Source organism: Caenimonas sedimenti (assembly GCF_007833165.1).
GTDB classification, from domain to species: Bacteria; Pseudomonadota; Gammaproteobacteria; order Burkholderiales; family Burkholderiaceae_C; genus Ramlibacter; species Ramlibacter sedimenti.
Genome location: NZ_VOBQ01000006.1, coordinates 114,816 through 141,193, shown reverse-complemented (window position 1 = coordinate 141,193; position 26,378 = coordinate 114,816). Strand labels below are relative to the sequence as shown.

Here is a 26,378-nt window from a genome sequence, read left to right as displayed (position 1 = left end):
TGCAGATGACCCCCCGCGTCCTCGAAAAAATCGCCGAGATCATGGACCGCGCCCCGACGGCGCGGCGCACCGTGCTGGCGCTGATCCTGGAAGACCCGCAGCGCGTGCTGGACGAAACTTTCGAGATGCTGGCCCGGCGGGCCAACAGCTCGGTTCCCACCATCATGCGCACCTGCCGCGACCTGGGCTATCCAGGGCTGCGCGAGTTCAAGCTGGCGCTGGCGCAGGAGCTGGCGGTGGGCGGCTCGCCGCTGAACCGCCGCGTGCGCATCGATGACGGCGCGGTGCAGGTGATCGCCAAGGTCACGCGCGGCGCCGTCGCGGTGATCAACAACGTGCAGGCCCAGCTCGACGTGAAGGCCGTCGAGGCCGCGGCCGACGCGATCGCCGGGAGCAAGCGCATCGACTGCTATGGCGTGGGCGTCACGTCGAACTTCATGGCCTCGGACCTGCAGGCTCGCCTGTACCGCATGGGCCTGGCCACCAACAGCTACCTCGACCCGCACCTGCAACTGATCTCCGCCGCCACCATCCCGCCGGGCGGCGTGGTGATGGCCATCACCCACGTGGGCGGCATGCCGTCGCTGCTGGAAGCGGTGGACGTGGCGCGTTCGCAGGGCGCCACGGTGATCGCGCTCACCCAGCCCGGTTCGCCCTTGTCGTCGCTCGCGCACATCGTGCTGGGGGTCGAAGTGGCACCCGACCCGGTGATGCCGGTCGGCCCCGAGGCTTACCTGGCCCACCTGGCGGTGATCGAGATCCTGACCGTGCTGGTGGCACAGCGCCTGGGCGACAAGGCGGTGGACCGGCTGGTCAAGATCCAGCACACGCTGGAGACGCGAGGGGTGGACATGCAGCACCACATGAAGCTCGACTGGGGCGATGCCGCCAACGGCACCACCGGGACGCCCGAATGACGAATGCCATCCTGCTGGAGAACGGTTTCATCGTGGACGGCACCGGCGCACCTGGGATCGCCGGTGACGTGCTGCTGCAGGGCGACCGCATCCTGGCTGTTGGTGCCGGGCTGCGCGCGAACCTGCCCGCTGGAGTTTCGCTGAGCGAAGTGCAAGTGCACGACTGCACCGGCCTCGCCATCGCGCCCGGCTTCATCGACGTGCACACGCACGACGATGCCATCGTTCTCGATGCGCCGGGGATGTTCCCCAAGCTCTCGCAGGGCGTGACCACGGTCGTCACGGGCAACTGCGGTCTCTCGGTGGCGCCGTATGTGGTGGACCAGCCGCAAGGCGCCTTGACGCTGCTGGGCAACTCCTTCAAGTACGCCTCCGTCAAAGCCTACGCGCAGGCGGTCGCGCTGGCGCAGCCCGCCGTCAACGTGGCGCCGCTGATCGGCCACACCACGCTGCGCTCGGCGTGCATGGACGATCTCACCCGGGCCGCCACGGCGGGAGAGACGCAGGCCATGTGCGAGCTGCTGGAGCGGTGCATGGCCGACGGCGCGATCGGCATGTCTTCCGGCCTGTTCTATGCCGAGGCGATGCCAGCCCCGGCTTCCGAAGTCACGGAGCTCGCCAAGGTGGTGGCCCGCCACGGCGGCGTCTACGCCACCCACATGCGCTCCGAGATGGCCGACATCCTCGATGCCATGCACGAAGCCAGCGACTGCGCCTTCGAGGCGGGCGTGCCGCTGATCATCTCGCACCACAAATGCGCTGGCCCGGCCAACTGGGGGCGCACGCAGGAGACTTTGCCGCTGATCGACGTGCTGGCCGAGCGCCAGGACATCGCGATGGACGTCTACCCCTATGTGGCCGGCTCCACGGTGCTGCGCGAAGACCTGGTGGATGAAGTCATCGATGTGATGGTGAGCTGGTCGGCGCCGCACCCGGAGATGATGGGCCGGATGCTGGCTTCGATCGCCGAAGAGTGGGGGACCACGCAGCGCGAGGCCTGCATCCGGCTCAAGCCGGGAGGTGCGTGCTATTTCCAGATGCACGAAGACGACGTGCAGCGTGTCATCCGGCACCCGCGCAGCATGATCGGCTCCGACGGCCTGCCACACGACCGGCATCCGCATCCGCGGTTGTGGGGTGCGTTCCCGCGTGTCCTGGCTCGCTATTGGCGCGAGCAGAAGCTGTTCAGCATGGAGCAGGCGGTGCACAAGATGACGGGCCTGTCCGCCCGCAACTTCCGGTTGAAGGAGCGCGGGCAGGTGCGTGCCGGCTGGTTCGCCGATCTCGTGGTCTTCGATCCCGCGCGGATCCGCGACGTGGCGACCTACGAGAAGCCGCTGGAGCAGAGCGAAGGCGTGGCGATGGTGTTCGTCAATGGGGCACTGAGTTTCGACGCCGGCAATGCAACGTCCACTCGCGCGGGCAGGGTGCTGCTCAAAGCGAACTAGGAAACCTGTCATGCCGGGCCCCGGCCCGGCATCCATGCAGCCGCGTCACATCCCGGAGGGATAAGTCTCCGGCGCCTCCCCCGTCACCCACCGCTCTTCCTTGTCCAGCGGCTCCAGCGCATGCGTCTCGTCGATGTGGATCATCGCGTCGAACTGGTCGGCCAGCCGGGTGTGGAAGTAGTGGCTTTGCCGTTCCGTCCCTGGTCGGTAGATCACCCCGATCGCCCGCTGCAGCCGCCGCTTCAGAAACACCTCGCGCGACCTGGCCTCACCCCGCAGCGGCAGCCAGCAACGTTCGCCACCCGCGCGATGGAAGGCCGCCTCCCAACTGCCAGCCAAGCCTTCCCGCACGCGCTTGCGCTGCGGCGGCTCGTCCCATTCCGTGGCCGCCGTCACCCAGCCGTGGTGCGTGCTGAAGCCGACCAGCGTGGCCTCCCCAGGGAACCGGTCGCGGACCAATTGGCCCACGTTCCATTCGCCCTGGTCACCCATCTCGGTGGCGCTCGCGTCGCCCAGGTGCGAGTTGTGCGCCCACACGGCGATGCGTGGCGCAGCGCCACCCATGCGCAGGTGCTTGTCCAGCGCCTGCAGCGTCTCCACCATGTGGCTGTCCCGCAGATTCCAGGACGAGACCCGGCTGCCGAACATCGAGCGGTAGTACTCCTCGGCGTTGCGCACCAGCCGGGCGTTCTGCTGCGCGAAGAAGGTCTCGTCACGCTCCAGGCCGGGCGTGGGCGGCAGGTTGGCGGCCCGCCCGTTCAGCTCGCGCAGCATGGCGGTGGCTTCGTCCTCGCAGCTGGGCGTGAGGCCCAGTCCGGCGCGGTAGCCGTCCATCTGGCTGTCTTCCCGCGCATGGTCGAAGCAGGCATAGAGCGCGCGTGCGCGCCTGGCGCCCTCGGGGTCCGTCTGATCCAGGTAGGTGAGCACCGCCTGGATCGAGGTGAACATGCTGTAGAGATCGATGCCGTAGAAGCCGACCTGCTCCGATCGCGCACGGCCACGGTTGTAGTCGCGCAGCCACTCCACGAAGTCGCGCACCTCGGTGTTGCGCCACATCCAGGCGGGGAAGCGCTGGAAGCCGGAGAGCGCCTCCGACGCATCGCCGTCGTCGGACGAGCCCCGCACATACCGGTTGACGCGCCAGGCATCAGGCCAATCGGCCTCGACGGCGACGGCGGTGAACCCCTTCTCGGTGATGAGGCGCTGCGTGATGCGGCTGCGCTCGCGGTAGAACTCCGCCGTGCCGTGCGAGGCTTCGCCCAGCAGCGCGAAGCGGGCGGTTCCGATGAGTGACAGCAGTCCGTCGTAGTCGCGTGGTCCGCCGGTCAGGGGGCGGAGGCTGGCTTGCAACGCGCGGTCCAGCTCGGCATCTGTGTGTTGCTTGAACATGGGAGTCGTGCCCTTCACCAGGCATTCCACGCAGTCGCCCGCCAGCTGTGCGTCGGTGCGCGCCAGCGCTTGAATCCCGGTTGGTCCGACGTCGTGCAGGGACGTGCCTGAGCTTCACCGATTCCTACCCCCCGCGCGGCCTTCTCGGACACACAAGTCAGCTTCCGCCGACTATGGTGGAAATCGACCTTGCACGAAAGAAGGAGCAAAAGAAATGGTCTCAAACGGATTGCTCGTGCGCCTGCAGGCGCAGCCCGGCCGCGACGCCGAACTGCAACGGCTGCTGCTGACCCTGAAACCGCTGGTACGCGACGAGGCTGCCACCACCGCCTGGTTCGCCGTGAAGTCCGGACGCGGCGAGTACGGCATCTTCGACGTCTTCCTCAACGAAGCCGGACGCGACATGCACCTGGCGGGCGAGGCCGCGGCGGCATTGACGCTGCAGGGCGGCGCCCTGTTGGCGAAGCCGCCCGGCATCGAGAAGGCCTCCATCGTGGCTTGCAAGCTGCCGGCGGTGGCAGCGCCCGTGCCGGACACCACGTGCGCGCTCCTGTTCACGTTCCGGGCCAGGCATGGCCAGGAAGCGCAGGTCGAAAACATCCTGCGTTGCGCCAAGGGCGTCGTCGACGCGGAAGCACGCACCACCGCGTGGTTCGGCCTGCGGCTGGCCGGGGGTGACTTCGGTGTCTTTGCCGCGTTCGCCGACAATGCGGCCCGCCTGGCGCACCTGGCGGGCCATGCGCCGCGCGAGTTGACCCGGCATGCGCTGTCGCTGCTGGGCGGCTTGCCGGCCATGACCATGCTGGAAGTGGTCGCCGTGAACTTCGCGGAGCGAGAAACACTGGTGGGTCTGGGCGTGGACTGACACGCCTCCGGAGCCGGGCTGGGCTCCGGGCCTCTCGCTGGGCTGCACGGCGCAGGTAGACTGCGGGGCTGGCTTGCCGTGATGTCTGGTCCCCCCTCTCCCTCCGTCCCCGCCTTCCTCGCAGGCGGCGGCGAGCTTTCCAGGCTGATCGCCACGCATGACTGGGCCGCCACGGAACTGGGCCCCCTGCAGTCGTGGCCGGCACACATCAAGACCGCCACCGCGCTGATGCTGCGCTCGCAAGTCCCGCTGGTGATGCTGTGGGGCGAGAGCGGCCGCATGATCTACAACGATGCCTATGCCCACGTCGCGGGCGGCAGGCACCCAGGGCTCCTGGGCTCGGAAGTGCGCCGGGGCTGGGAGGAGGTCGCCGACTTCAACGACCATGTGATGAAGGTGGGGCTGGCGGGCGGGAACCTCAGCTACAAGGACCAGGAGCTCGTGCTGTTTCGCAACGGCGTGGCGGAGCAGGTCTGGATGGACCTGGATTACTCCCCGCTGGTCGACGACACCGGCCAGCCGGTGGGTGTGATGGCGGTGGTGATCGAGACCACGGACAAAGTCCGGGCCCGCCACGTCGTCCAGGGCGAGCGGGAACGGCTGGCAAGGCTTTTCGAGCAGGCGCCGAGCTTCATGGCGCTGCTCGACGGCCCCCAGCACCGCTTCGTGCTGGCCAACCCCCGTTATGTGCAGTTGGTGGGACGCGATGTCGCCGGTGCCACCGTGGCCGATGCCCTGCCGGACGCCGCCGCCCAGGGCTACGTCGAGCTCCTGGACAGGGTCTACCAAAGCGGCCAGCCGTACTCCGCCTTCGATGCCCGCTACCGGATCCAGCCCAGCCCGGACGTGCCGGCGGTCGAGCGCTTCGTCGATTTCCTGTTCCAGCCGATCCGCGGCGAGACCGGCGCGGTCAGCGGCATCTTCGTGCAGGGCGTGGACGTCACCCACCGGGTCACGGCGGAGCGGCGCACCAGGGCCTTGAACGAGCTCTCGGAGCGCTTTCGCGCCCTGGAGGACTGGCAGGCGGTGCAATACGCCGCCTCCGAGATCCTGGGGCGCGCGCTGGGTGTGAGCCGGGTGGGTTACGGCACCATCGACCCCGACGCCGAAACCCTGCATGTCGAGCGCGACTGGACGGCCGCCGGCGTGGACACCCTGGCCGGTGTGACGCACCTGCGTGACTACGGCTCCTTCATCGACAGCCTGAAACAAGGCGAATTCATCAGCATCGCGGATGTCCGCACCGATCCGCGCACGGCTCCCGCGGCTGCCGCGCTCGAGGGGCGGAGTGCACGCTCTTTCGTCAACGTGCCCGTCCTGGAGCAGGGCCGGCTGGTCGCTGTCCTCTTCGTCAACCATGCGGAATTGCGGGAGTGGACGGCGGAGGAGCACGCTTTCATCCGCGACGTGGCGGAGCGCACGCGCATCGCGACGCAACGCTCTCGCGCCGAAAAGGCGCTGCGCGACAGCGAGGCGCGTTTCCGGACCATCGCCGACGCGATGCCGCAGATGGTGTGGTCGACGCTGCCCGACGGCTACCACGACTACTACAACCAGCAGTGGTACGACTTCACCGGCGCCGCGCCGGGCACGACCGATGGCGAGTCCTGGAACGGCATGTTCCATCCGGACGACCAGCCGCACGCCTGGGAGGTCTGGCGGCACAGCCTGGCCACGGGTGCAACCTACGAGATCGAGTACCGGTTGCGGCACCGTTCGGGCCAATACCGCTGGGTCCTGGGCCGGGCGCTGCCCGTCCGGAGCGAGGCGGGCGAGATTGTGCGCTGGATGGGCACCTGCACCGACATCCACGAACAGAAAACCGCGCGCGAGGAGCTCCTGGCCAACAACCGCCGCAAGGACGAATTCCTGGCGATGCTCGCCCACGAGTTGCGCAACCCGTTGGCGCCCATCAGCATGGCCGCGCACCTGCTGAAATCGGCTCCCTCCGATGCGGCCTACGTCGAACGGTCGGCCGGCATCATCAGCCGGCAGGTGCTGCACATGACGGAACTGGTGGACGACTTGCTGGACGTCTCGCGCGTGACGCGCGGACTCGTCGAGCTGGAACGCGTCCCCGTGGACCTGAAGGCCGTGCTCGGCAACGCCATCGAACAGGTGCGCCCCATGATCGAGGCACGCGGGCACGAGCTGACCACCCGCATGGCTGCCGGCGACGTGGCCGTGCTCGGCGACCGCACACGCCTGGTGCAGGTGATGTCCAACCTGCTGAACAACGCGGCGAAGTACACGCCGCCGGGCGGCGCGCTGTCCATGACGCTGGTGGTCGTCGATAGGAACGTCGAAGTCCGAGTCGCCGACAACGGTTCGGGCATCGACGCCAACCTGCTGCCCCACGTGTTCGACCTCTTCACCCAGGGCGAACGCACGCCCGACCGGGCGCAGGGCGGCCTGGGCCTGGGGCTGGCGCTGGTCAGGAGCCTGGTGGAACTGCATGGCGGCCGGGTCTCCGCGCAAAGCGAAGGGCGGGGCAAGGGCAGCGTCTTCACGGTGACCCTGCCGGAGCTGGCCGGCGATTTGCCCGACGCCCAAAGTGCGACGCCGGGAGCAGCCCTGGCCGACGATTCACAGGCGCTGCGCGTGATGGTGGTGGACGACAACCAGGACGCGGCTGAAACGCTGGGCGTGTTGCTGGAGACCCTGGGCCACGACGTGCGGGTCGCTCACGACGCCACTCAGGCGCTGAAGGCGGTGGAGGGCGGCGCCCGCGACGTCTTCATCCTGGACATCGGCCTGCCCGGCGTGGATGGCTACGAGCTGGCGCGCCGGTTGCGGGCGCATCCGCACGGCAGCGCCGCCACCTACATCGCGCTCACCGGGTACGGCGGCGCACAGGACAAGCAACGCGGCGATGAAGCCGGCTTCGATCACTACCTGGTGAAGCCGGCGGACCTGGGTGAACTCGAAAGACTATTGCAACTCGCGGGCGGCGGCTGAAGCGCATCGAGGGTTTGCGCCGCAGGTGGCGGGGACGTTGACGGGGGGGAGTTGCATAATCGCGACTCGAGGAGCGGACGCCATGGCAGACATCCCTTGCACCACCCGGCGCGCCGCGCTCGCGTCCCTCGCCGGCACTTTTCTGGTCCCCGGCGTACGAAGCCAGCCCGCTTGGAACACCGAACGCATCCAGGCCCTGGAAGCGCAGTTGCGCGCCGCTCCCTATGTGCGCGCCCTGCTGATGGAGCGCCGCGGCGCCACCTTCGATTACTACAAGCAGGGCTTCTCCGGCTCGAGCCGCATGAACGTCGCATCGGTGACGAAATCGGTCGTGTCGCTGCTGGTCGGCATCGCCATGGAGCGCGGGGCGATCGCGAGCGTTGAGGAACCTCTGGCCGCTTTCTTTCCCGAGCACGCGCAAGGCCCGGGCGCCGCGGCGATGCAACGCGTCACGCTGCGGCATCTGCTCATCATGTCCTCGGGATTCGGCCGTGCAACCACGTACGACGACTACATCGACCTCTCGCGCCGGCTGTATGCGCCTGGCTTTCTGGCGTATGCACTCGCCCGGCCACTCGCGTACGAGCCCGGCAGCCGCTTCCAGTACGACAGCACCGATACGCACCTGCTCGCGCTGGCGCTCGCGCGCCGCCTCAAGGTGCCGCTGATGGAGTTCGCGCAGGAAGCGCTATTCCGTCCGCTGGGCATCGACGGCGCGGAATGGCCGGCGGGGCACGACGGCGTTCCGATCGGTGCGGCGGAGTTGCGCTTGACCGCGCCGGAGATGCTGCGGATCGGCCAGATGATGCGCGCCGGCGGCAGCTGGCAGGGTCGCCAGGTGGTGCCGGCGGCGTTCGTGCGCGAAGCGACCGCACGCAAGATCGCGACTGACATCCCGCCGCGCGGCCGCCCGGAGCTGTGGGGCTACGGTTACCTGTGGTGGCTGTCGTCCATCCCCGGCGACGAATCGCCGGCATACAACGCGTCAGGTTTCGGCGGGCAGTTCATCTACATCGTGCCGGCGCTCGAGGTGGTCGTGGTGACGCTCACAGATGCGATTTCCCGCGCGGTGGCGATCCAGACCGCGACGATCATTCGCGAAACAGCGCTGTCGGCGGCGCGCTGAAGATCGAACATTGTCGACAGTCAGCGCGCAATGCCGCTGGATGCAGCCTGCGTTCGGCAATGAACAATTGAACAGCAGCTTCCGCGGCCCCAGCGCCTGCAGGGTGTGGCACAGGCGGCTGACGGTGGGGGATGCCCAGGCGCTCGGCGAATTCGCTGTTGGCGTTTGTGATGCGTTGCACAGCGCCTCGATGGATTGCGAGTCGAGTCCGCAATGACAGACGAGGACACCGGGCCAGGTCCAATTTCAGGCAGCCTTGGCCTGCGCATACGCCGGCGCGAATTCGTCGCGGGCGAATTGTTCGATCGTCGTCTGCTGGATAGCGACGGGGCCTGCCGCCACGGACGCCAGCGGCGACGTCGACAGCCAGCCGGCCAGCGTCTCCAACTGATCGGCCGCATTGGCCGAGAACCCCACGGCCTGCAGCTCCGCCTTCGCCTCCGCGGGCGCCGCTTGGACGTAGGGCAGCCCCGGCTGACGAATGGCAGCCCCCAGGGCCGCGGCCGCTTCACGCATCGTGATGTGCCGCGGCGCATGCAGCAGCAGGATGCCGCGGTGTTGCGGCGCGGTCAGCTCGCGCGCCGCAACGGCCGCGATGTCGCGCGTGGCCACCATCGGGATCGCCGCATCCGGCGCCTCCATGCCGGGCAGCACGCCAGCCGCGGCCACCACGGCTGCCCCAGGCAGCAGGTTTTCCATGAACGAGCCGGGCCGCAGGTGCAAGAGGTCGAGGCCCGGGATCGCATCCAGCCGCTGCTCCTGCGCGTGCAGCGCCTCGATGGGTCCGGTGCCCTGCGAAAGCTCCGCGCCGATGCTGGAGAGGTTCACCACACGCGGCACGCGCGCCTGGCGCAGCGCGCTGGCGATGGCGGTGCCGATCCGGTCCTGGGCCGCGCGCATGTCGGGCTCGGCGTAGCAGGGCGGGATCATCGTGTAGACGGCCGTGGCGCCGGCGAAGGCGCGGGCCAGGAAGGCCGCATCGGCCGGGTCGCCAGCGGCGATTTCGGCGCCCGCACTAGCGAGAGGGGCGAGCGCAGCCGCATTCCGCCCCACGACGCGCACGGGGTGGCCGGCGGCCAGCAACAGGCGGGCGAGCTTGGAAGTGATCTGGCCGTTGGAGCCGAGCAGGACGAACATGGTGGTTCCTTTCGAGGGACGAGGTGGTTGAGAGCCTGCATCGTGCTCGCATCCATCGTCCGGAAAAAGAGACTTTTCAGGAATCCATTGTTCAGGGATACTGGACAAATGAACCTGATGCGGCTGGAGATCTACGTCACCGTGTGCACCACGGGCAGCTTCACGCGTGCCGCGGAGCATCTGGCCATCACCAAGTCCGCGGCGAGCCAGCAGGTGGCCACGCTGGAGCGCGAACTGGGCGTGCAACTGCTGCTGCGCTCCACACGCAGCCTCACGCTCACGGACGCTGGCGCCGCGCTGCTCGAGGAGGGCAGGGCCTTGCTGCACCAGGCGCAGGGCCTGGCCGAACGCACGCGGCGGCAGGCCGCCCAGCTGACGGGGGTGTTGCGCCTCACCTCGGCGGAAGAGATGGCGAGCTGGGTCGCGCCGGTGATCGCCGAATACGTGCGGCTGCATCCAGGCATGCAGGTCGAGTACCGCCCCAGCGACAGGTTGCTCGACTTGGTGGGTGAAGGCCTGGACTTGAGCCTGCGCACGACCGGCCGGCGCGATTCGAGCTTGATGGCCGCGCACCTCGCAACTTTCGACATCTGGTGCGCCGCTTCGCCGCGCTACCTGGCCGAGCGCGGCACGCCGCGGCGGCTGGCCGACCTGGCTTCGCATTCGTGGATCGCATTCACGCCCATCCCCACACCCTGGACCCTGCGCGCGCGGGACGGCAAGCAGTCGGTGCGCGTGCAGCGTTCTCTGAGCACGTCCAGCACCACCGGCGGGCGCGCCCTGGCGCTGGCCGATGCGGGCATCTTCGGGGCACCGCAATTCGTGCTGGAGGTGGAGGTCGCGGCCGGCCGCTTGGTGCGCGTGCTGTCCACGGTCAAGTTGCCGCAGGTCACCCTCTACGCCGCCTGGCCCGGCGGGCGCGAGCCGCCCGCCAAGACGCGGGAGTTCATCGAGCTGGCGAAGGCACGGCTGCGGGAGGCCTGACCTGGCGCGTGGCCGCCGCTATGAAGGCTGCGGCCCTGGTACCCTGTCTTCCACCACGAAGCGCGCTTGTGTCGAGATCGCTGCGTCAGCCCGCGCGGCATCGTCGACCACCCGCAGTGTCGTGGTCCAACGTGTGGGCGTGACCTCCGCCACCGCGTAGCCGCGCTTGTCCGCCCGCGCCAGCAGGAGGTGCGGGTTATTACCCACGATCCTCTGTGTCTGGGCCGGGGAGACGTTGCTGACCGACGAGATCGACGTCCCGCAGAACTCGCTGGCGATGACGGCGGACTGCGGTTTGTAGAAATCAGCCAGCACGCGGCTCACGTAGTTCTGGTGGATGTCGCCGCCGATGAAGACCGTGTTGCGCGGCCCCGCGCCACGGATCGCGTCGAGCAGACGCTGGCGCCCGGCCGGGTAGCCGTCCCAGGCGTCGCCGTGGTAGCTCTCCTGCGGCAGCGGGGCGTAGTTCCGGCGCGAGAAGATGGTCTGCTGTGCGATGACGCTCCAGCGCGCGCCGATGGTGGCGTCCTGCGCCAACCCCTGTCCGAGCCAGCGCTCCTGGGGTGCGCCAAGCAGCGAACGCGCCGGTTCCATCAGCTCGGGGCACTGAGTCGCTGAGAGGGCGCCGCGTGCATCGGTGCCTTGCGGGCGGCACGCCTGCCGGTCGCGGTACTGCCGCGTGTCCAGCACGTGGAAGCGCAGCAGCCGGCCCCACGCATGCCGGTCGTGGATGCGGACGGACTCCTGCGTGCCCAGTCCTTCGAGTCCGCGCGCGAGCACGGACGCGCGCAGCGGCATGTTCTCGTAGAAGGCCTGGTAGGCGGCGTTGCGTTGCTGCAGGAAGGCGTCATCCGCGCCCGCGCCCGCCAGGGCTGCGTAGTCGTTCTGCACCTCGTGGTCGTCCCAGGTGACGAGCCAGGGGAAGGCGCGATGCGCGGCCTGCAGCTGCGGGTCGGTGCGGTACAGGGCGTAGCGGTCGCGGTAGTCGCCGAGCGTGCTGGCTGCGGGCAGCGTGTGGGTCCGCACGAGTGGAGAAGCCGGTGGCCGGATCGGCATCGCGTACTCGTAGATGTAGTCGCCCAGGAACACGACCAGGTCCAGGTCTTCATCGAGCATGTGGCGGTAGGCCGCGTAGTGGCCTTGCTCCCAGCGCTGGCAGGAGGCGAACGCGAAACGCGTCTTGGCCGGCATCGCATCCGCAGGCGGGGCCGTGCGGGTGCGTGCGATGCGGGTGGTGGCGTCACCGTGCATGAAGCGGTAGAAGTACCAGTGGCCCGGCTTCAGTGCCGACACTTCGACGTGGACGGCGTGCCCCAGGGCGGCCAAAGCCGGCGCTGTCCCCTTGGCAACGATGCGGCGGAAATGCTCGTCCTCGGCGACTTCCCAGTGGACGGTCATTGCGTCGGGCAACGCCGACCGCGGTGAGTCCGCCGGCACCGTGCCGGGCACCGGCCGCTCGAGCAGCCGGGTCCAGAGCACGAAGCCGTCCGGGGAGGGCGAGCCGCTGGCGACGCCCAGGGGGAACAAGTCGCGCTGCCGGAGCGCCGCCGGCTGGCTCCAGGATGGCAACGACGTTGCTGCAGCCGCCGCGGCGGCCAGGCGAAAGAGCGCGCGGCGTTGCATGGGGCATTCTAGGATCGGGCTGCTCCGTCAATCTGGTGAAAGGTCGGCCGCGCAGCATGCCCGCCGAGGAGACACAAGAATATGACAGCGATCGCGCTTTCGCTGCTGGCGACCGTGCTGCTGATGGTGTGGATGGGTTTTTTCGCGCTCGGATCGCTGCCGCTGCTGGTCCTCAATCACGATACCCCGCTGGACGCTCGCTTCATCCGCGGCCTGTTCAACGTCTACTACCTCGCCGCCACGTTCACGGGCTTTGCGGCGTCGCTGGCCTACGTGTGGGCGGGCATGCCGGGCTTCGCCATCGGCACGGGCTGCATCGCGGCCCTGGCGTTCTCGCTGCGCCGCTGGTTCATCATTCCGCGCATGGACGCCCTGCGCGCCACGATGACCGCGACCGACCGGGTCGGCATCCTGCGGTTTCGCCTGCTGCACATCGGTGGGATGTTGCTCAATGTGGTGCAGCTGGGCACCTTGGCCTGGTCGTTGACCAAGCTGAAGCTGTAGGGCCTCGCTGGACGAGGCAGTGCCACGCCACCATGGATTGCGGGTCAAGCCCGCAATTACAAAGGATCTGTCATCCCGGACTTGATCCGGGATCCATGCGGCACAAGACGAGGCAGTGCGAGGCCACCATGGATTGCGGGTCAAGCCCCCAGCACAAAGTCAGGTTGCCTGTCTCAGCAGGCGGCGGTGACGACAACCTCGATCCGCCAGCCCGGCCTGGCCAACCGGGCCTGCACCGTGGCGCGCGGTGGCGTGTGGCCTGGGGTCACCCAGGCGTCCCACACCTCGTTCATGCCCTCGAAATCCGCCAGATCGGTCAGGAAGATTTGCGTCATCAGGATCTTCGACTTGTCCGTGCCGGCGCGGGCGAGCAAGGCATCGATGGCCGCCAGCACCTCGCGGGTCTGGCCGCGAATGTCGAGCGAGGCATCGTTGGGGACCTGGCCCGCCAGATAGGCCGTGCCGTTGTGGACGGCCATCTCGGACAGGCGGGGACCGACGTCGAATCTTTGAATCATGAGGGCTCCTTCATGGGTCGTACTTTAGCGAGCTTGGCAGGCCGGTGACGCCAAAACAGCCAGTCTGGCTATACTGTACAAAGTAGCTATTTTCAGGAGCCGCCCGCCATGATCACCGTCACTTCCGTTGAAGCGCAGAACAGCTTCGGCAAGTTGCTCGACCAGGCGCAACGCGAGCCGGTGGTGGTCACCCGCCACGGGAGGCCGGCCGCCTTCATCGTGTCTCCGCAGGACATGAGCGAGCTGATGGATGCCCGCGTCAAGCGCAGCAAGGCCGTGGCCGAGTTCGCGGCCTGGTCGGTCCGTGCGCAAAAGAGCTCCACGGCCGCGGCGCAAGCCCTCACGGAAGACGACGTCGCTCGCCTGGTCAAGGAAAGCCGGTAGCCGCGCGTGCAGCGCGTCGTGTTCGATACCAGCAGCCTTGTGGGCGCCGCGCTGCAGGTGGGCTCGGTGCCGCACGCGGCGTTGCATCATGCGCTGGCCAATGCCGTGCTGCTGGCTTCCGCGCGCACGCTCGACGAACTGCAGCGCGTCCTTCGGCGCCCGAAGTTCGACGCTTACCTGCCGATGGCCATGCGTCGCGAATTCTTCGACATCGTCGCGCGAGCGGCGGTCATTGTGGAAGTGGCTGTCGATGAAGAGTCGCTGCTCCGCCCCGCCTGCCGCGACGCCGAGGACAACAAGTTCCTCGCACTCGCCGCGGCGGCCGAGGCGCAGGTGATCATCAGCAGCGACCTCGACCTGCTCACCCTGGATCCCTGGAACGGTGTTCGAATCATGAAACCCGCGCGGTACCTTGCGGAGTACGCGCCGACACCATGAGCACGACCGCCTCCCACTCCCTCTGGTCCCCCCTGCGCCTGCCCGCGTTCCGCGGGCTCTGGACCGGCAGCGCCATCTACTTCACCGGCAACGCCATGCAGGTGATGGCGGCGTCCTGGCTGATGGTCGAGCTCACCGGTTCGTCGTTCCTGGCCGCGCTGGTGCAGACGGCGGTGTTCCTGCCCATGTTCCTGCTGGCACTGCCGGCGGGTGTGCTGGCCGACACCACGGACCGCCGCAAACTCATCGTGCTGGCGCTCAGCGTGCAGATCGGCTTCACGGTGCTGCTGGCGGCGCTGGCGTTCGCCGGCTGGGCCGGGCCCGCCTTGCTCCTGATCTTCACGTTCTGCGCCGGTTGCTGCACCGCGCTGCTGTCGCCCGCCTGGAACACCAGCGTGGCCGACACCGTGCCGCGCGAAGACATGCCGCAGGCCATCACGGCGATGTCGATCGCCTGGAACAGTGCCCGCGCGATCGGGCCATCGATCGCCGGCTTTCTCTTCGCGTGGGCCGGCGCGGGCTGGGTCTTCGCCATCGCCGTGGCCGCGGCCGTGGTGATGCTGCAGGTGATCCGCCGCTGGCCACCGAAGCCGCACGCCGAATCGCGCCTGCCGGTGGAGCGCCTGTGGAGCGGCACGGTGGCCGGCCTGCGCTACGCGCGGCACTCACCCATGATCCTGGCGCAGTTGCTCCGCACGATCGCCTATGCGGGCACCGGCTCGGCGCTGTGGGCGCTGTTGCCCGCCATCGCTTCCCAGCAGTTGCAGATGGGCGCCGCGGGCTTCGGCTTCCTCATGGGCTGCCTGGGGGCGGGCGCCGTGGCAGCCGGCCTGGTGCTGGGCAAGGTGCGTGCGCGCCTGGGCCTGGAGCGCCTGGTGGCGATCGGCTGCCTGCTGTTTGCCGCTGCCATGCTGGTCGCGGCGTTCGTCCGCCTGCCGATCATCGTCTTCACGGTGCTCGCCATTGGCGGAGCGGCCTGGATGTCGGTCATGGCCACCTTCAACACGGCCACGCAATCGAGCGCGCCGCCCTGGGTGCGCTCGCGCGCGGTGGCGCTGCACACGGTGAGCGCGCTGGGCTCGTTCGCCATCGGCTCGGCGTTCTGGGGCGCGGTTTCGGGTGTCGCGGGCGTCCCCATCACCTTGTCGATGGCGGCGGTGGTCATGGTCGGCGGCATTTTCCTGGCTCGCTCGTTTCCACTGCGCATGGGCGACGCGCCCGAGGTGACGCCGGGCGCGGTGTGGGAGGAGTTGTTCATCAAGGATGAACCGCATCCGGACGACGGGCCAGTGGCCGTGGAGCTCGGCTATCGCATCCGTGACGGCGAGGCCGAGGAGTTCGTCCACGCGGCGGCCCAACTGCGCGCCTCCCGCCGGCGCGACGGCGCGACCATCTGGCGGCTCTATCGCGACCTGGGCGATTCGTCGCGTTTCGTCGAGCGCTTCATCGTCGCGTCGTGGGCCGACTACCTGCACCAGCGGGCGCGCTCCACGCTGGCTGACCAGGAGCTGGAGGCGCGGCTGCGGGAGTTCCTGCGCGAGGGCGAGACGGTGACCATGCAGCACTACATCACCGAGCGGTGATGTGGCCCGGCTGCTCCGAAGCCGCTAGCGGTCCACTAGGCAATCCGCGCCGGTGATCCGGAACTTCTGCGTCATGGTCGTCGTGCTGCTGCCGGAGCCGCTGGTGGTCTTCTTCTCCACCTTCAGCGTTGCCGCGGTCCCGTCGATGGTCAGCACGCCATGCGTCCTGATCGATGCCGAGTAGTCCGCCTCGGTGGGCGACACGGCTTTGACCATGGTGCCCACCATGGCCCGCTCGGCCGCGGACGCTTTTTCCCATTGGGGGCGCAGCTCGGGGGTGACCAGGGCGTTGGCTTCGTCCATCTTGCCCTGATTCAGCAGGCCCATCTGCTTCACCCCGACCTTGCCGCAGGCATGTGCCAGGATCTCGGCTCCCTTGATCTGCGTGGTGGCCGCCGTGGCCGCGCCGCCGGCGAGCAGCAAGGCCAGGGTGGCCCCGAGGGTGGCGCTACGGTGCCAGGGTGCCCAGGCGTTGGAGCTGTGCTTCATAGTCGTCTTTCAGTCGTGCGATGAGTTGCTCGGCCGGCGGGTAGTCGGCAATCAGGCCGACCGCCTCGCCCACGGTGACGTTCGCACGCGCGTAGTCGAGCGCGCGCACGCCGGCTTCGAAGTCCGCGCGAACCCGCTCAGGCGCCCGCCGCAGGTCACCGATGCGGTCCTCCCAGGCGCGGTGCAAGTCGTTGCGGATCACGCGGAAGTCGTACGGCGCGGGCCAGTCCTTCTGGCGCAGGATGTCGAAGACCGGGCTGCGGGCCGTGCTGTCGCCGCTGGCTTGCACCGCGACATCCTTGGCGGCCGCCGGGGCCAGGCATTCCTGCGTGGCCCAGAAGCGCGAGCCCATGAGCACTCCGTCGGCGCCGAGTACCCGCGCGGCCAGCATGGTGCGGCCATCGGCAATGCCACCGGCGGCCACCAGCACGGTGTCGGGCGCGTGCTGGCGCAACCAGTCACTGAGTTCGGGCACGAAAGCCATCGACGCGCGGCCATGCAGCGTGTTCATGCCGTGGCCGCCGGCTTCGCTGCCTTGCGCCACGATCACCCGGGCGCCGGCTTCCAGGCACATGGGCACCTGTTCCAGCCGCTGCACCTGGCAGATGAGAGGGACCTTGGCGGCGCGGATGCGTTGCGCGTAGGGCGCGGGGTCGCCGAACGAGAGCATCACCGCCGCAGGGCGGTGCTCCAGCACCCAATCGAGCGCGGAGGCGTCGTCGGCCAGCTTCCAGGTGATGAAGCCGCAGCCGATGCGCTCGCGCGGCCCGGCGGCAGTGGCCAGGGCGAACTCGCGCCGCAGCCAGTCGAGCTCGCCGTAGCCGCCGCCCACCAGGCCGAGCGCGCCGGCGCGGGCGCAGGCGGACACCAGGGCGCCGCCCGCCACGTAGGCCATGGGCGCCAGGATGATGGGGACCTGCAGGCCGAACAGGTCGGACAGGCGGCTGGGAATCACCGGTTGCGTCATTCGGCCCGATTGGGTCGCAACTCCCCGGCGCTGTCCAGGGCTTTTTCCCTGGGGCGGGTCAGCCCGCCGAGAACGGCGCCTCGGGCACGGGCATGTGGAAGCTGGCGTTCAGCATGTTCCAGGCGCGGATCGCGCCCACGATGAAGGTGATCTCGGCGATCTCGGTGTCGCTGAAGTGCTTCTGCATCTCTTCGAAGTCGGCATCGCTAGGCACGCGGTGCGGCAGGGCGTTGACGGCCTCGGCCCAGTTCAGCGCGGCGCGTTCCTTCTCGCCGAAGAAGCGGTGCGCCTCGCGCCAGCCTGCGATGGCGTTCAGGTGCCGCGGGTCCATGCCCTGCTTGACCAGGTCGGCCCAGTGCATGTCGATGCAGAAGGCGCAGCCGTTGATCTGGCTGATGCGCAGGTTCACCAGTTCCTTCAGGCGCCGGTCGATGGTCGTGGCGTAGGAGAGCTGGGCCAGGGCCTTGGAGGCCTTGGGGGCGAGGGCGTGGTAGTTGAGGCGGGGCTTCTGGCTCACGGCAAATTTCCTTTTCTTGAGGAGTGGGGGATTCTTCCTCTTCAAGACGGGGCAGCTGGCGCGTTTGTGACAGCTGGTTTGTCATTCCCGCGAAGGCGGCAATCCAGGGCGCCCTGGATCCCCGCCTTCGCGGGGATGACGACTACGTGCCGATATTCGCCAGCTTGTCCGGATTCCTGACCACGTAGATGCTCACGATGCGCTCCCCATCCGTCACCATGGTTTGCGCGGACTCGAGCTGGCCATCCACATAGCGCAGCAAGCCCGGCTCGCCGTTGATGGTCGCCATGCGGTAGGTGAGGCGGTCGCCCAGGTTCAGGTGATTCGCCCAATACAGGTTGGTCACGCGCTCCGCGCCGTGCAGGCCGGTGAGCACCGAGGCCACCTTGCCTCCGCCATCGCCGATGGCCTCGGCATTCTCGGCGAGCAGGGCTCGAATCGCTTCCCGCTGACCGCTCTGCGCGGCGCGCATGAACTTCTCCAGCAACTGCCGGTGCGTCTCGCGCGGGACTTCGAAGCGCGGCCGCTCCGCGCGCACGCGTTCCTGCGCCCGGTGCACCATTTGCCGCACCGCGGCTTCGCTCTTGTCCATGATGGCGGCGATCTCGCCATAGTCATAGTCGAACACCTGGCGCAGCAGGAAGGCCGCGCGCTCCTCCGGCCCCAGGCGCTCCAGCATGTGCAGGAAGGCGACCGAGAGGTCGCTGGCCAGCTCGGCCGCCGTTTCCGGCGTGCGCTCGTCCACCTCGACGATCGGCTCGGGCAGCCACCAGCCGATGTAGGCCTCGCGCTCGGTCTTGGCGGCGCGCAGCCGGTCGATCGCCAGCCGCGTCACCACCGTGACCAGCCAGGCTTCGGCGGACTGCAAGGCGGCGTGTTCGGCCGCGCTCCAGCGCAGCCAGGCGTCCTGCAGCACGTCCTCGGCATCGGCGCGCACGCCCAGCATGCGGTAGGCGATGCCGAACAGGCGCGGGCGGAGACTGCGGAAGGGCTCGGTGGGGGCGGCGATCGGGCTCATGAATGACTAGACGGGCGAGGCCGGGGGTTTGTGACCAGAATAGGGGAAGATTTCGCCATGGACCCCCAGCTCCTGCAACTGCTCGTCACCCGTGAGATGCCGTATGGCAAGTACAAGGGCCGCGTGCTGGCGGACCTGCCGGGCAACTACCTGGCCTGGTTCGCGCGGGAAGGCTTTCCGCGTGGTGAACTGGGCCAGTTGCTGGCCTTGATGCTGGAGATCGACCACAACGGGTTGAAGCACCTGTTGGAGCCCTTGCGGCAGCGTTGACCATCGCCTGTCATCGCGGCTCAGCCCGTCTGTGCCGACTCGGCCGTTACACGCGGGCCCGCTCGGCGTCCGGCAGAGGTAGCATGAACGCATGGAGACTGCGCAGGACCGGCCCGCCGACGCCTACCGGCAGCTGATCGACATCGGCATCGCCTTGTCGGCCGAGCGCGACCCGGCTCGCCTGCGCGAGCGCATCCTGCTCGAAGCCAAGGCGTTCACCAACGCCGACGCGGGCACGCTCTACCTGAAGAGCAAGGGCAAGGAACTGCAGTTCCAGATCCTGCGCAACGACACGCTGGGCCTGGCGATGGGAGGCACCAGCGGCGTGGAGATCAGCTTTCCGCCGGTGCAGCTCTTCACCGAGAAGGGCGAGCCGAACATGCGCAACGTGGCCTCGCACTGCGCGCATACCGGCGAATTGATCAACGTTGCCGACGCCTATTCGGAAACGGACGAATTCGACTTCTCGGGCACGCAGGAATTCGACCGGCGTACCGGCTACCGCTGCCGCTCGTTCCTGACGGTACCGCTGATGAACCACAACGGCTTCGTCATCGGCGTGCTGCAGTTGATCAACGCCAAGGATGCCTCCGGCCACGTGGTGCCGTTCGCCGCAGGCATCCTGCCGATGGTGCAGGCGTTGGCCTCGCAAGCCGCCGTGTCCATCGACAACCGGCTGCTGATCGAAGAGCTGAAGCTGCTGCTCGATTCCTTCATCTCGCTGATCGCCGCGGCGATCGACACCAAGTCCCCCTACACCGGCGGCCACTGCCAGCGCGTGCCTTTGCTCACCGAGATGCTGGTGCGCGCAGCGTGCGAGGCCGAGGACGGGCCGTTCAAGGACTTCAACCTCACCGAGGCCGAGTGGTACGAATTGCGCGTGGCGTGCTGGTTGCACGACTGCGGCAAGATCACCACGCCCGAGCACATCGTCGACAAGGCGACCAAGCTGGAGGCCATCTACGACCGCATCCATGAGGTGCGGATGCGTTTCGAGGTGCTCAAGCGCGACGCGGAGATCAAGCTGCTGAAGGGCAAGCTGGCGGGCGGCGACTCGGCCGAACTGCAGGCGGCCTACGAAGCCGAGATCGCGACGCTCGACGAGGAGTTCGCTTTCGTCGGGGAGTGCAACGTCGGCGGAGAGTTCATGGCGCCGGCCAAGATCGAGCGGCTCCAGCAGATCGCCGAGCGCACCTGGACGCGAACGCTGTCCAACCGCATCGGCATCTCGTACGCCGAGCAGAGGCGGCGCGACGAGATTCCCGAGCGGCCGCTGCCGGTGGAAGAAAAGCTGCTGGAAGACCGCTACGACCACGTGAGCCCGCGCGAGGGCCTGCGGCTCTCCGCGCCAGGCAACCTGTGGGGCTTCAACCTGAAGGCGCCGGAGCGCGAGTTCAACCTGGGCGAGGTCTACAACCTGTCGATCGGCCGCGGCACGCTGACCGAGGAGGACCGCTACAAGATCAACGAGCACATGGCGCAGACCATCGTGATGCTGGAATCGCTGCCCTGGCCGCGCCACCTGCGCCGCGTGCCCGAATACGCAGGCGGGCACCACGAGAAGATGGATGGCACCGGCTACCCGCGCGGGCTGAAGCGCGAAGAGATGTCGGTGCCGGCGCGCGTGATGGCCATCGCCGACATCTTCGAGGCGCTGACGGCGGCCGACCGGCCCTACAAGCCGCCCAAGACTTTGTCGGAATCGATCCGGATCATGCAGTTCATGGTCAAGGACAACCACATCGACCCGGATCTCTTCAAGCTGTTCCTGGAGTCGGGCGTGTACAAGGAATACGCCGCCCAGCACCTCAAGCCGGAACAGATCGACGAGGTAGACGTCGAAGCCGAGGCGCTCAGGCCCGCTCGAAGTCGATGAAGCCCTGGGCGGCGTCGACAGCCACCAGGCGCACGTTGACCGCGTCCCCCACATCCAGGCCCTCGAAACCGCGCACGACGCGTCCTTCCAGCAAAGGGCTGTGAATGCGGACGAAGGTGCCCTTGGGCGCGGCCCCGGTGACCAGCGCGTCGAACCGCTCGCCGATGCGGTGGTGCAGCAGGTAGGCGCCGGCCGCTTTCAGCACCTGGCGCTCGACCTTGTTGGCGTTGTCTTCCTGCAGCGTGCAGTGCTTCGCGATCGCAGTCAGCTCTTCGGCGGAATAGGGTGCTGCGTTGCCGGCGATGGCCGCCTTCAGCAGGCGCTGCGTGACGAGGTCCGGGAAACGCCGGTTCGGTGCCGTGGAGTGGGCGTAGTCGTTCACGGCCAGCCCGAAGTGCGGCAGGCCCGACGCGCCGGCGGCTGCAGCCGAGTACTCGCCTGCGCCCAGCATCTTCACGACCGCGAGCGACAGGTCGGCGAAGCCCGAGGGGTCAGCTTGCCGCCGTTCGCGCAGGAAGCGGTCGAGCGCCAGCGCGTCGGGCGCTGCGGGGAGTTGGACGCGGTGGCTCGCCGCCAGCGCGACGATCCGGTCCCAGCGGCGCGGCGCCTGCAGGAAGCGGCGCAGCGACGGAAAGCCCTGCTGCACCAGGTAGCGCGCCGTCGCGCCGTTCGCCGCGATCATCAGGTCGGCGATCAGGTCCTTGGCGCGGTTCTTCGTGTCGGAGCGCAGGTCGACCAGTTGCCCGTCCTGGAAGACCGGCCGCGCCGAGACGGTTTGCACGTTCAGCGCGCCGCGGCCGTTGCGCCATTGGCGCAGGCGGCCGGCCAGCAGGTCGTGCAGGCGCAGCTGGTCTTCGAGGCCGGCCACGGCGGTGAGTTGGGGCGGGGCCGTGCCGGCGCCGTCCAGCCAGGCGGCGACGGCGGCGTAGGTGAGCTTGGCGCGATTAAGCACGGTGGCGCGGTACACCTCCGATTCGGAGACCGTGCCGTCGGCCTGCACCCGCATGTCGACCACGACCGCCAGGCGCTCCTGCCCCTCGTGCAGCGATGTGGCGTCGGTGGACAGGGTCTCCGGCAGCATCGGAAACACGCCGGCCGCGGTGTACACCGAAGTTGTGTTGGTCCCCGCGTGCGCGTCCACGGCACCGCCAGTGCGGACCTTCGCGTCGACATCGGCAACGGCCACCATCAGCCGGGCCGCGCCGCCGGGCAGCGTCTCGGCCACGCTCAACTGGTCGAGGTCCTGCGTGTCGTCGTTGTCGATGGAGAACCAGGCGAGGTGACGCAGGTCGCGGATCGCGGGGCCGCGCTCCAGCCCCGCGTGCCGCGCGGCTTCGGCCTCCTGCAGCGCGGGCGGCGCGAACACGGGCAGCAGGCCGCGCGTTCGCATCGCCTCCACCGCATACAGGTACAGCTCGTCGGCGGTCATGGCTTGGCACCAGTGGCGTTGCGCGCCGCGGCCGCCCGCAGCTTGTCCTTCTTGCTTGGCCGCTTGCCCTTGATGCCGCCGCTGCCGTCGGTCGCTCCGGGCGGCGTGCGAAGCGCTTCGCCTTCCGGGCGCTGCGCGGGTTCGAAGCCGGGCACTTCCTCGCGCGGCAGGCTGAGCCCCTGCCGCTTCTCGATCAGCCGGAAATGCGCCTCCGTCTCCGCGCTCACGAAACTCACGGCCACCCCGCTGGCACCGGCGCGGCCGGTGCGGCCGATGCGGTGCACGTACTGGACGGCGGAGCGGGGCAGGTCGTAGTTCACCACCACCGGCATCTGCGGGATGTCGATGCCGCGGGCGGCCAGGTCGGTGGTGACCAGCACGTCCCAGCGCTTCGCCTTGAATTCGGCCAGCACGGTCTTGCGCGCGCCCTGACTCAGGTCGCCGTGGAACGCGGTGGCGTAGAGCCCCTTCTTGTAGAGCTTTTCGGCCACGTGTTCGGCCGCGTACTGCGTGGCCACGAACACCAGCGTCTGGCGCCAGCCGTTCGTCTTGATCAGGTGACGCAGGAGCTCGGTGCGCCGGGCCGGATCGACGGCGATGGCCTGTTGCGCGATGACGGGCGCGTTCCCTTCTGCGGCGGCGATCTGGACGCGCACCGGGTCCCGCAGCAGGGTGTCGGCCAGCGCCTGGACATCCGGCGGGAAGGTGGCGGAGAAGAACAGGTTCTGGCGCTCCGCGGGCAGCAATGCCAGCACACGGCGCAGCTCGTCGGCGAAACCCAGGTCGAGCAGGCGGTCGGCTTCGTCCAGCACCAGCGTGGCCACAGCGCCCAGGCGCAGCGCGTTGCTGTCCACCAGGTCGAGCAGCCGGCCGGGCGTGGCCACCACCACGTCGGCGCCGCCGCGCAGCGCCAGCATCTGCGGGTTGATGGAGACGCCACCGAAGACGATGGCCGTCTTCAGCGATGGGTGCAGGCCTTCCGCCAGGCTGCGCAGCACTTCACCCACCTGGGCGGCGAGTTCGCGGGTGGGCACGAGCAGCAGCGCGCGCACCCGGCGCGGTGTGAACTGACGGCCTTCCTGCAGCCGCTGCAGCAGGGGGAGGGCGTAGGCGGCCGTCTTGCCGGAACCGGTGGGCGCCTCGCCCAGCAGGTCGGCGCCACGCAGGATGGGCGGGATGGCTTCCTGCTGCACCGGGGTGGGGGCGGCAAAGCCGAGCTGCTGCGCGGCGAGCGCAAGCGGGGGGGAAAGTCCGAGACGGGTGAATGGCACGAGCGGGAGGCTAGCACGCGCAGCCATGTGCCATGGCTGCGCAGGCTGCGTAAACTCGCGCCATGCAAGCAGACACCGCAGCCAAGCCGGCGGCTCCCGGCGTGGCCCCCTACCTCCAGGCGCTGGAGGCGGATGGCTACGCCATCATTCCGGACTTCCTCGATGCGTCCATGCTGGCCCGCGTGCGCGCGGGCCTGGCGCCGCACCTGGACACGCATGCCGGCCGCAACAACTTCGAGGGCTTCAAGACCGAGCGCGTCTACACGCTGGTGGGGCGGGGCCGGGTGTTCGAGGAGATCGCCGAGGACGCGCGGGTCATGGCCATCCTCGACACGCTGCTGCGCCCTGGCTACCTGCTGACTGCCAGCCAGGCCATCTGCATCCATCCTGGGGAGACGCCGCAGCCCATCCACTACGACGACTCGTTCTATCCCATCCCGCGTCCGCGGCCCTCGATCAGCATCAGCACCATCGTGGCGGTGGATGCCTTCACTGCCGAGAACGGCTGCACGGAAGTGATCCCCGGCAGCCACCGCTGGAGCGACGAGCGCATCGCCGGCGGATACGACGGCCGCGACCATGATGCCGACATGCCGCGTGAGCTGGAAAGCCAATTGCAGCCGGTGATCATGCCGGCCGGCGCCTGCATCGTCTTCCACGGCACGCTGATGCACCGCGGGGGCGCCAACCGCAGCCAGGCGCCCCGGCTGGCCTTCTCCAACCAGTACTGCGAGCCCTGGGCCCGGACCCAGGAGAATTTCTACCACGGCGTGCCGCCGGCGATCGTTCGGCAGATGTCGCCGCGGCTGCAGACCCTGCTGGGCTACGAGATCATGCCGCCCTTCATGGGCCATGTGACGGCGTCGCACCCGACCAAGGTGCTGCGCGAGGGCTACGTGAACGTGGTCGGCAGCGGCCCGCGGGCCTAAGATGCGGGCATGAGCATCGCATTGCGCGTCCTGGCCGCCGGGCTGCTGGCCCTGGTGCTGGCCGCGCCGGCGTCCGCCCGGGTCATCCACCTGGCAACCACGGCGGCCATCGAGAACTCGGGCGTGCTCGCCCAGCTGCTGCCCCGGTTCAAGCAGGCCAGCGGGATCGACGTGCAGATCGCGGCGGGCACGGCCGCCCAAGTGCTGGACCTGGCCCGGCGCGGCGAAGCGGACATGCTGCTCGTCGAAGACGACTGGCCGGAACTGGACAAGCTGAACGCGCAAGGCACTGCGGGCAAGCGCGTCCCGCTGATGTTCAGCGAGTTCCTGCTGGTCGGGCCGAAGTCGGACGCCACGGGCGCGCGTGGCAAGGACGCCGTGGCCGGCTTCAAGAAGCTGGACACGGCGGGCGCGCTCTTCATCTCGCGCGGCGACCAGAGCCTCACCCACCTGTTCGAGCAGCGCCTGTGGCTGCGCGCCGGCATGAAGCGGCCCAAGGGCGGCAGCCACCGCGACTGCGGCTGCGGTATGACTCGCGCGCTCGACATCGCCGCCACGGCCTTCGGCTACACCTTGACCGACAAGGCCACCTGGGCCGCTTTCCGCAGCCGGGGCGAGCTGGTGCCGCTGGTCGAGGGGGATCCGCAACTGGTCGTCGGGTTTTCCGTGGTGCCGGTCACGCTGCCCAAGTCGACTCGCGCGAAGACCGACGCGCAAAAGGCCGAAGAGGCCCAGCGCGCACGCGACCTGCAGAAATTCACCCAGTGGTTGCTCAGCGCGCCGGCCCAGGCCGCGATCGCGGCGCACCGGGTGGCCGGCAACCAGCTCTTCTATCCGAAGGCGGGGAAGCCGTGACGGTGGCCGGAACCGTCGCCGTCTATTGGGACTTCGAGAACCTGCACGCCGCGCTCTGCGAGGAGAAGGAGCCGGGCTCGTACGGGCTGGCGGACCGCCGCTTCAAGCTGCAGGAGCCGCTGGTCGACGTGCAGGCCATCGTCGACCTGGCGGCCACCTTCGGGTCCATCGCCATCAACCGGGCGTATTGCAACTGGCAGTTCTTCGGGCGCTACCGCGACGCCCTGCTGCAGAACAGCATGGAGCTGCTCCAGCTGTTCCCACCGGGAGCCGCCGCCAAGAACGGCGCCGACATCCGGCTCGCGCTCGACGCCGCCGAGGACATCGCGCGGCATCCCCACATCGCCACGGTCGTCATCGTCGCGGGGGACAGCGACTTCATGCCGGTGGCGCACAAGATCCGGGCCGCCGGCCGCATGCTGGTCGGTGTCGGCACGCGCAAGTCGACCAACCGGCACTGGGCGAAGAGCTGCCACGAGTTCCGGTACTACGAGAGCCTGCTCGGCAGCGCGGCCGCCGAACCCGCGGCCGATTAGCGTTCCTTCGAGCCGGTCGCCTTCTCCATCTTGTCGTCGTTGGTGGTGCTGCGCGTGCCCTTGAGATGCAGCTCGACGTCGCTGGCGTTGTCGCCCACCGCGCCGATCGCTTCGCGCAGCTGTTCCTGCGTCACGTTGAGCTTGCGCGCCCACGATTCGCACTTCGCCTTGTCGTTCGTATCGATGCGGTCGGGTTGGTCCTGAGAGGGTTGGGCCATGCTTGTCTCTCCATGCTGCTGTTGGATCAGCAAGGGTAGGGCGCGCTGCGACAGCCGTGTGTAGGCCTGAACCCGAAATCCTGAGCGGTGCCGGGTGTCATATATTGCGGCCATGACACAGCCGCCTCG

The 26,378-nt window shown here is 68.7% G+C and carries 26 protein-coding genes; 15 read left to right on the top strand and 11 right to left on the bottom strand.

Annotated features, from left to right (window positions below; genetic code table 11):
• Nucleotides 1–5: 5 nt before the first annotated feature.
• Entirely contained in the window at nt 6–917 is a 912-nt protein-coding gene (locus FN976_RS09045) for a MurR/RpiR family transcriptional regulator (protein WP_145892688.1), read from the top strand.
• Nucleotides 914–2,365: an N-acyl-D-amino-acid deacylase family protein gene (locus FN976_RS09040; RefSeq protein WP_145892687.1), complete on the top strand. Its 1,452-nt coding sequence runs from the start codon at nt 914–916 to the stop codon at nt 2,363–2,365. Before FN976_RS09045 ends, FN976_RS09040 begins: the two co-directional genes overlap by 4 nt.
• Nucleotides 2,366–2,410: 45 nt before the next feature.
• Here FN976_RS09040 and FN976_RS09035 read toward each other — a convergent pair whose 3' ends face one another.
• Nucleotides 2,411–3,754 (bottom strand): erythromycin esterase family protein, encoded by a 1,344-nt coding sequence (locus tag FN976_RS09035; protein ID WP_145892686.1) that lies wholly within the window; start codon nt 3,752–3,754, stop codon nt 2,411–2,413.
• Between the two features lie 214 nt (nt 3,755–3,968).
• On the opposite strand from FN976_RS09035, the gene FN976_RS29765 reads away from it, so the two are divergent.
• The 3 genes from FN976_RS29765 to FN976_RS09020 all read left to right on the top strand — a co-directional run bounded on the left by FN976_RS29765 (nt 3,969) and on the right by FN976_RS09020 (nt 8,703).
• The gene (locus FN976_RS29765) at nt 3,969–4,619 is read left to right on the top strand and encodes a putative quinol monooxygenase (RefSeq protein WP_145892685.1); all 651 of its coding nucleotides are present in this window, start codon (nt 3,969–3,971) and stop codon (nt 4,617–4,619) included.
• Between the two features lie 81 nt (nt 4,620–4,700).
• Nucleotides 4,701–7,577, top strand: coding sequence for an ATP-binding protein (locus FN976_RS09025; protein WP_145892684.1), 2,877 nt, complete (start codon nt 4,701–4,703; stop codon nt 7,575–7,577).
• A gap of 82 nt (nt 7,578–7,659) precedes the next feature.
• Nucleotides 7,660–8,703, top strand: a complete 1,044-nt coding sequence (locus FN976_RS09020) for a serine hydrolase domain-containing protein (RefSeq protein WP_145892683.1) — start codon at nt 7,660–7,662, stop codon at nt 8,701–8,703.
• Nucleotides 8,704–8,949: 246 nt separating this feature from the next.
• Here the strand turns inward: FN976_RS09020 and FN976_RS09015 are convergent, their stop codons facing one another.
• Complete coding sequence (locus FN976_RS09015) at nt 8,950–9,840, bottom strand: NAD(P)H-binding protein (RefSeq protein WP_186510798.1); 891 nt, start codon at nt 9,838–9,840, stop codon at nt 8,950–8,952.
• 108 nt (nt 9,841–9,948) lie between these two features.
• On the opposite strand from FN976_RS09015, the gene FN976_RS09010 reads away from it, so the two are divergent.
• A complete protein-coding gene (locus FN976_RS09010) occupies nt 9,949–10,824 on the top strand; it encodes a LysR family transcriptional regulator (RefSeq protein ID WP_145892681.1) in 876 nt (291 codons plus the stop codon).
• Between the two features lie 18 nt (nt 10,825–10,842).
• Here FN976_RS09010 and FN976_RS09005 read toward each other — a convergent pair whose 3' ends face one another.
• The gene (locus tag FN976_RS09005; RefSeq protein ID WP_145892680.1) at nt 10,843–12,447 is read right to left on the bottom strand and encodes an alkaline phosphatase D family protein; all 1,605 of its coding nucleotides are present in this window, start codon (nt 12,445–12,447) and stop codon (nt 10,843–10,845) included.
• A gap of 81 nt (nt 12,448–12,528) precedes the next feature.
• Here FN976_RS09005 and FN976_RS09000 point away from each other — a divergent pair, with 81 nt between their 5' ends.
• Nucleotides 12,529–12,951, top strand: coding sequence for a hypothetical protein (locus FN976_RS09000; protein ID WP_145892679.1), 423 nt, complete (start codon nt 12,529–12,531; stop codon nt 12,949–12,951).
• 173 nt (nt 12,952–13,124) lie between these two features.
• On the opposite strand, the gene FN976_RS08995 is transcribed toward FN976_RS09000, so the two are convergent.
• Nucleotides 13,125–13,469, bottom strand: coding sequence for a RidA family protein (locus tag FN976_RS08995; RefSeq protein ID WP_145892678.1), 345 nt, complete (start codon nt 13,467–13,469; stop codon nt 13,125–13,127).
• Nucleotides 13,470–13,577: 108 nt separating this feature from the next.
• Between FN976_RS08995 and FN976_RS08990 the strand changes: the two genes are divergently transcribed.
• From FN976_RS08990 to FN976_RS08980, 3 genes are read left to right on the top strand one after another with little or no spacing between them, the layout of a single operon-like run.
• Nucleotides 13,578–13,853: a type II toxin-antitoxin system Phd/YefM family antitoxin gene (locus tag FN976_RS08990; protein ID WP_145892677.1), complete on the top strand. Its 276-nt coding sequence runs from the start codon at nt 13,578–13,580 to the stop codon at nt 13,851–13,853.
• Between the two features lie 6 nt (nt 13,854–13,859).
• Nucleotides 13,860–14,291, top strand: coding sequence for a putative toxin-antitoxin system toxin component, PIN family (locus FN976_RS08985; protein ID WP_145892676.1), 432 nt, complete (start codon nt 13,860–13,862; stop codon nt 14,289–14,291).
• Entirely contained in the window at nt 14,288–15,874 is a 1,587-nt protein-coding gene (locus FN976_RS08980; protein WP_145892675.1) for an MFS transporter, read from the top strand. The genes FN976_RS08985 and FN976_RS08980 overlap by 4 nt, the downstream gene beginning before the upstream one ends.
• A 24-nt stretch (nt 15,875–15,898) precedes the next feature.
• Here FN976_RS08980 and FN976_RS08975 read toward each other — a convergent pair whose 3' ends face one another.
• The 4 genes from FN976_RS08975 to FN976_RS08960 form a co-directional block, all read right to left on the bottom strand.
• Complete coding sequence (locus tag FN976_RS08975; RefSeq protein WP_145892674.1) at nt 15,899–16,363, bottom strand: hypothetical protein; 465 nt, start codon at nt 16,361–16,363, stop codon at nt 15,899–15,901.
• Nucleotides 16,323–17,330 carry an NAD(P)H-dependent flavin oxidoreductase gene (locus FN976_RS08970; protein ID WP_145892673.1) on the bottom strand — a complete coding sequence of 336 codons (1,008 nt, stop codon included), beginning with the start codon at nt 17,328–17,330 and terminating at the stop codon, nt 16,323–16,325. The genes FN976_RS08975 and FN976_RS08970 overlap by 41 nt, the downstream gene beginning before the upstream one ends.
• Before the next feature lie 58 nt (nt 17,331–17,388).
• Complete coding sequence (locus tag FN976_RS08965; protein WP_145892672.1) at nt 17,389–17,847, bottom strand: carboxymuconolactone decarboxylase family protein; 459 nt, start codon at nt 17,845–17,847, stop codon at nt 17,389–17,391.
• Nucleotides 17,848–17,989: 142 nt separating this feature from the next.
• Entirely contained in the window at nt 17,990–18,865 is an 876-nt protein-coding gene (locus FN976_RS08960) for an RNA polymerase sigma-70 factor (protein WP_145892671.1), read from the bottom strand.
• A 57-nt stretch (nt 18,866–18,922) separates the two neighbouring features.
• Here FN976_RS08960 and FN976_RS08955 point away from each other — a divergent pair, with 57 nt between their 5' ends.
• Together FN976_RS08955 and FN976_RS08950 are read left to right on the top strand one after the other, a co-directional pair.
• Nucleotides 18,923–19,135 carry a DUF3820 family protein gene (locus FN976_RS08955; RefSeq protein WP_145892670.1) on the top strand — a complete coding sequence of 71 codons (213 nt, stop codon included), beginning with the start codon at nt 18,923–18,925 and terminating at the stop codon, nt 19,133–19,135.
• A gap of 91 nt (nt 19,136–19,226) precedes the next feature.
• Nucleotides 19,227–21,011 carry an HD domain-containing phosphohydrolase gene (locus FN976_RS08950; protein WP_145892669.1) on the top strand — a complete coding sequence of 595 codons (1,785 nt, stop codon included), beginning with the start codon at nt 19,227–19,229 and terminating at the stop codon, nt 21,009–21,011.
• Here the strand turns inward: FN976_RS08950 and FN976_RS08945 are convergent.
• Nucleotides 20,989–22,440: an RNB domain-containing ribonuclease gene (locus FN976_RS08945; protein ID WP_145892668.1), complete on the bottom strand. Its 1,452-nt coding sequence runs from the start codon at nt 22,438–22,440 to the stop codon at nt 20,989–20,991. The genes FN976_RS08950 and FN976_RS08945 overlap by 23 nt on opposite strands.
• A complete protein-coding gene (locus FN976_RS08940; RefSeq protein WP_186510797.1) occupies nt 22,437–23,711 on the bottom strand; it encodes a DEAD/DEAH box helicase in 1,275 nt (424 codons plus the stop codon). Before FN976_RS08940 ends, FN976_RS08945 begins: the two co-directional genes overlap by 4 nt.
• Nucleotides 23,712–23,773: 62 nt before the next feature.
• On the opposite strand from FN976_RS08940, the gene FN976_RS08935 reads away from it, so the two are divergent.
• Genes FN976_RS08935 through FN976_RS08925 form a run of 3 tightly spaced genes read left to right on the top strand, consistent with a single transcriptional unit; the run spans nt 23,774 to nt 26,031 of the window.
• Complete coding sequence (locus FN976_RS08935) at nt 23,774–24,640, top strand: phytanoyl-CoA dioxygenase family protein (RefSeq protein WP_145892666.1); 867 nt, start codon at nt 23,774–23,776, stop codon at nt 24,638–24,640.
• A gap of 9 nt (nt 24,641–24,649) precedes the next feature.
• Complete coding sequence (locus FN976_RS08930; RefSeq protein ID WP_145892665.1) at nt 24,650–25,495, top strand: ABC transporter substrate-binding protein; 846 nt, start codon at nt 24,650–24,652, stop codon at nt 25,493–25,495.
• A complete protein-coding gene (locus tag FN976_RS08925) occupies nt 25,492–26,031 on the top strand; it encodes an NYN domain-containing protein (RefSeq protein WP_145892664.1) in 540 nt (179 codons plus the stop codon). Before FN976_RS08930 ends, FN976_RS08925 begins: the two co-directional genes overlap by 4 nt.
• Here the strand turns inward: FN976_RS08925 and FN976_RS08920 are convergent.
• A complete protein-coding gene (locus tag FN976_RS08920; RefSeq protein ID WP_145892663.1) occupies nt 26,028–26,249 on the bottom strand; it encodes a DUF3606 domain-containing protein in 222 nt (73 codons plus the stop codon). The genes FN976_RS08925 and FN976_RS08920 overlap by 4 nt on opposite strands.
• Between the last annotated feature and the right edge of the window lie 129 nt (nt 26,250–26,378).

Bases quoted from the DNA above. Each gene is read 5' to 3' on its own strand.
- FN976_RS09045 (WP_145892688.1), top strand. From the start codon at position 6: ATGACCCCCCGCGTCCTCGAAAAAATCGCCGAGATCATGGACCGCGCC.
- FN976_RS09040 (WP_145892687.1), top strand. From the start codon at position 914: ATGACGAATGCCATCCTGCTGGAGAACGGTTTCATCGTGGACGGCACC.
- FN976_RS09035 (WP_145892686.1), bottom strand. From the start codon at position 3,754: ATGTTCAAGCAACACACAGATGCCGAGCTGGACCGCGCGTTGCAAGCC.
- FN976_RS29765 (WP_145892685.1), top strand. From the start codon at position 3,969: ATGGTCTCAAACGGATTGCTCGTGCGCCTGCAGGCGCAGCCCGGCCGC.
- FN976_RS09025 (WP_145892684.1), top strand. From the start codon at position 4,701: ATGTCTGGTCCCCCCTCTCCCTCCGTCCCCGCCTTCCTCGCAGGCGGC.
- FN976_RS09020 (WP_145892683.1), top strand. From the start codon at position 7,660: ATGGCAGACATCCCTTGCACCACCCGGCGCGCCGCGCTCGCGTCCCTC.
- FN976_RS09015 (WP_186510798.1), bottom strand. From the start codon at position 9,840: ATGTTCGTCCTGCTCGGCTCCAACGGCCAGATCACTTCCAAGCTCGCC.
- FN976_RS09010 (WP_145892681.1), top strand. From the start codon at position 9,949: ATGAACCTGATGCGGCTGGAGATCTACGTCACCGTGTGCACCACGGGC.
- FN976_RS09005 (WP_145892680.1), bottom strand. From the start codon at position 12,447: ATGCAACGCCGCGCGCTCTTTCGCCTGGCCGCCGCGGCGGCTGCAGCA.
- FN976_RS09000 (WP_145892679.1), top strand. From the start codon at position 12,529: ATGACAGCGATCGCGCTTTCGCTGCTGGCGACCGTGCTGCTGATGGTG.
- FN976_RS08995 (WP_145892678.1), bottom strand. From the start codon at position 13,469: ATGATTCAAAGATTCGACGTCGGTCCCCGCCTGTCCGAGATGGCCGTC.
- FN976_RS08990 (WP_145892677.1), top strand. From the start codon at position 13,578: ATGATCACCGTCACTTCCGTTGAAGCGCAGAACAGCTTCGGCAAGTTG.
- FN976_RS08980 (WP_145892675.1), top strand. From the start codon at position 14,288: ATGAGCACGACCGCCTCCCACTCCCTCTGGTCCCCCCTGCGCCTGCCC.
- FN976_RS08975 (WP_145892674.1), bottom strand. From the start codon at position 16,363: ATGAAGCACAGCTCCAACGCCTGGGCACCCTGGCACCGTAGCGCCACC.
- FN976_RS08970 (WP_145892673.1), bottom strand. From the start codon at position 17,330: ATGACGCAACCGGTGATTCCCAGCCGCCTGTCCGACCTGTTCGGCCTG.
- FN976_RS08960 (WP_145892671.1), bottom strand. From the start codon at position 18,865: ATGAGCCCGATCGCCGCCCCCACCGAGCCCTTCCGCAGTCTCCGCCCG.
- FN976_RS08955 (WP_145892670.1), top strand. From the start codon at position 18,923: ATGGACCCCCAGCTCCTGCAACTGCTCGTCACCCGTGAGATGCCGTAT.
- FN976_RS08950 (WP_145892669.1), top strand. From the start codon at position 19,227: ATGGAGACTGCGCAGGACCGGCCCGCCGACGCCTACCGGCAGCTGATC.
- FN976_RS08945 (WP_145892668.1), bottom strand. From the start codon at position 22,440: ATGACCGCCGACGAGCTGTACCTGTATGCGGTGGAGGCGATGCGAACG.
- FN976_RS08935 (WP_145892666.1), top strand. From the start codon at position 23,774: ATGCAAGCAGACACCGCAGCCAAGCCGGCGGCTCCCGGCGTGGCCCCC.
- FN976_RS08930 (WP_145892665.1), top strand. From the start codon at position 24,650: ATGAGCATCGCATTGCGCGTCCTGGCCGCCGGGCTGCTGGCCCTGGTG.
- FN976_RS08920 (WP_145892663.1), bottom strand. From the start codon at position 26,249: ATGGCCCAACCCTCTCAGGACCAACCCGACCGCATCGATACGAACGAC.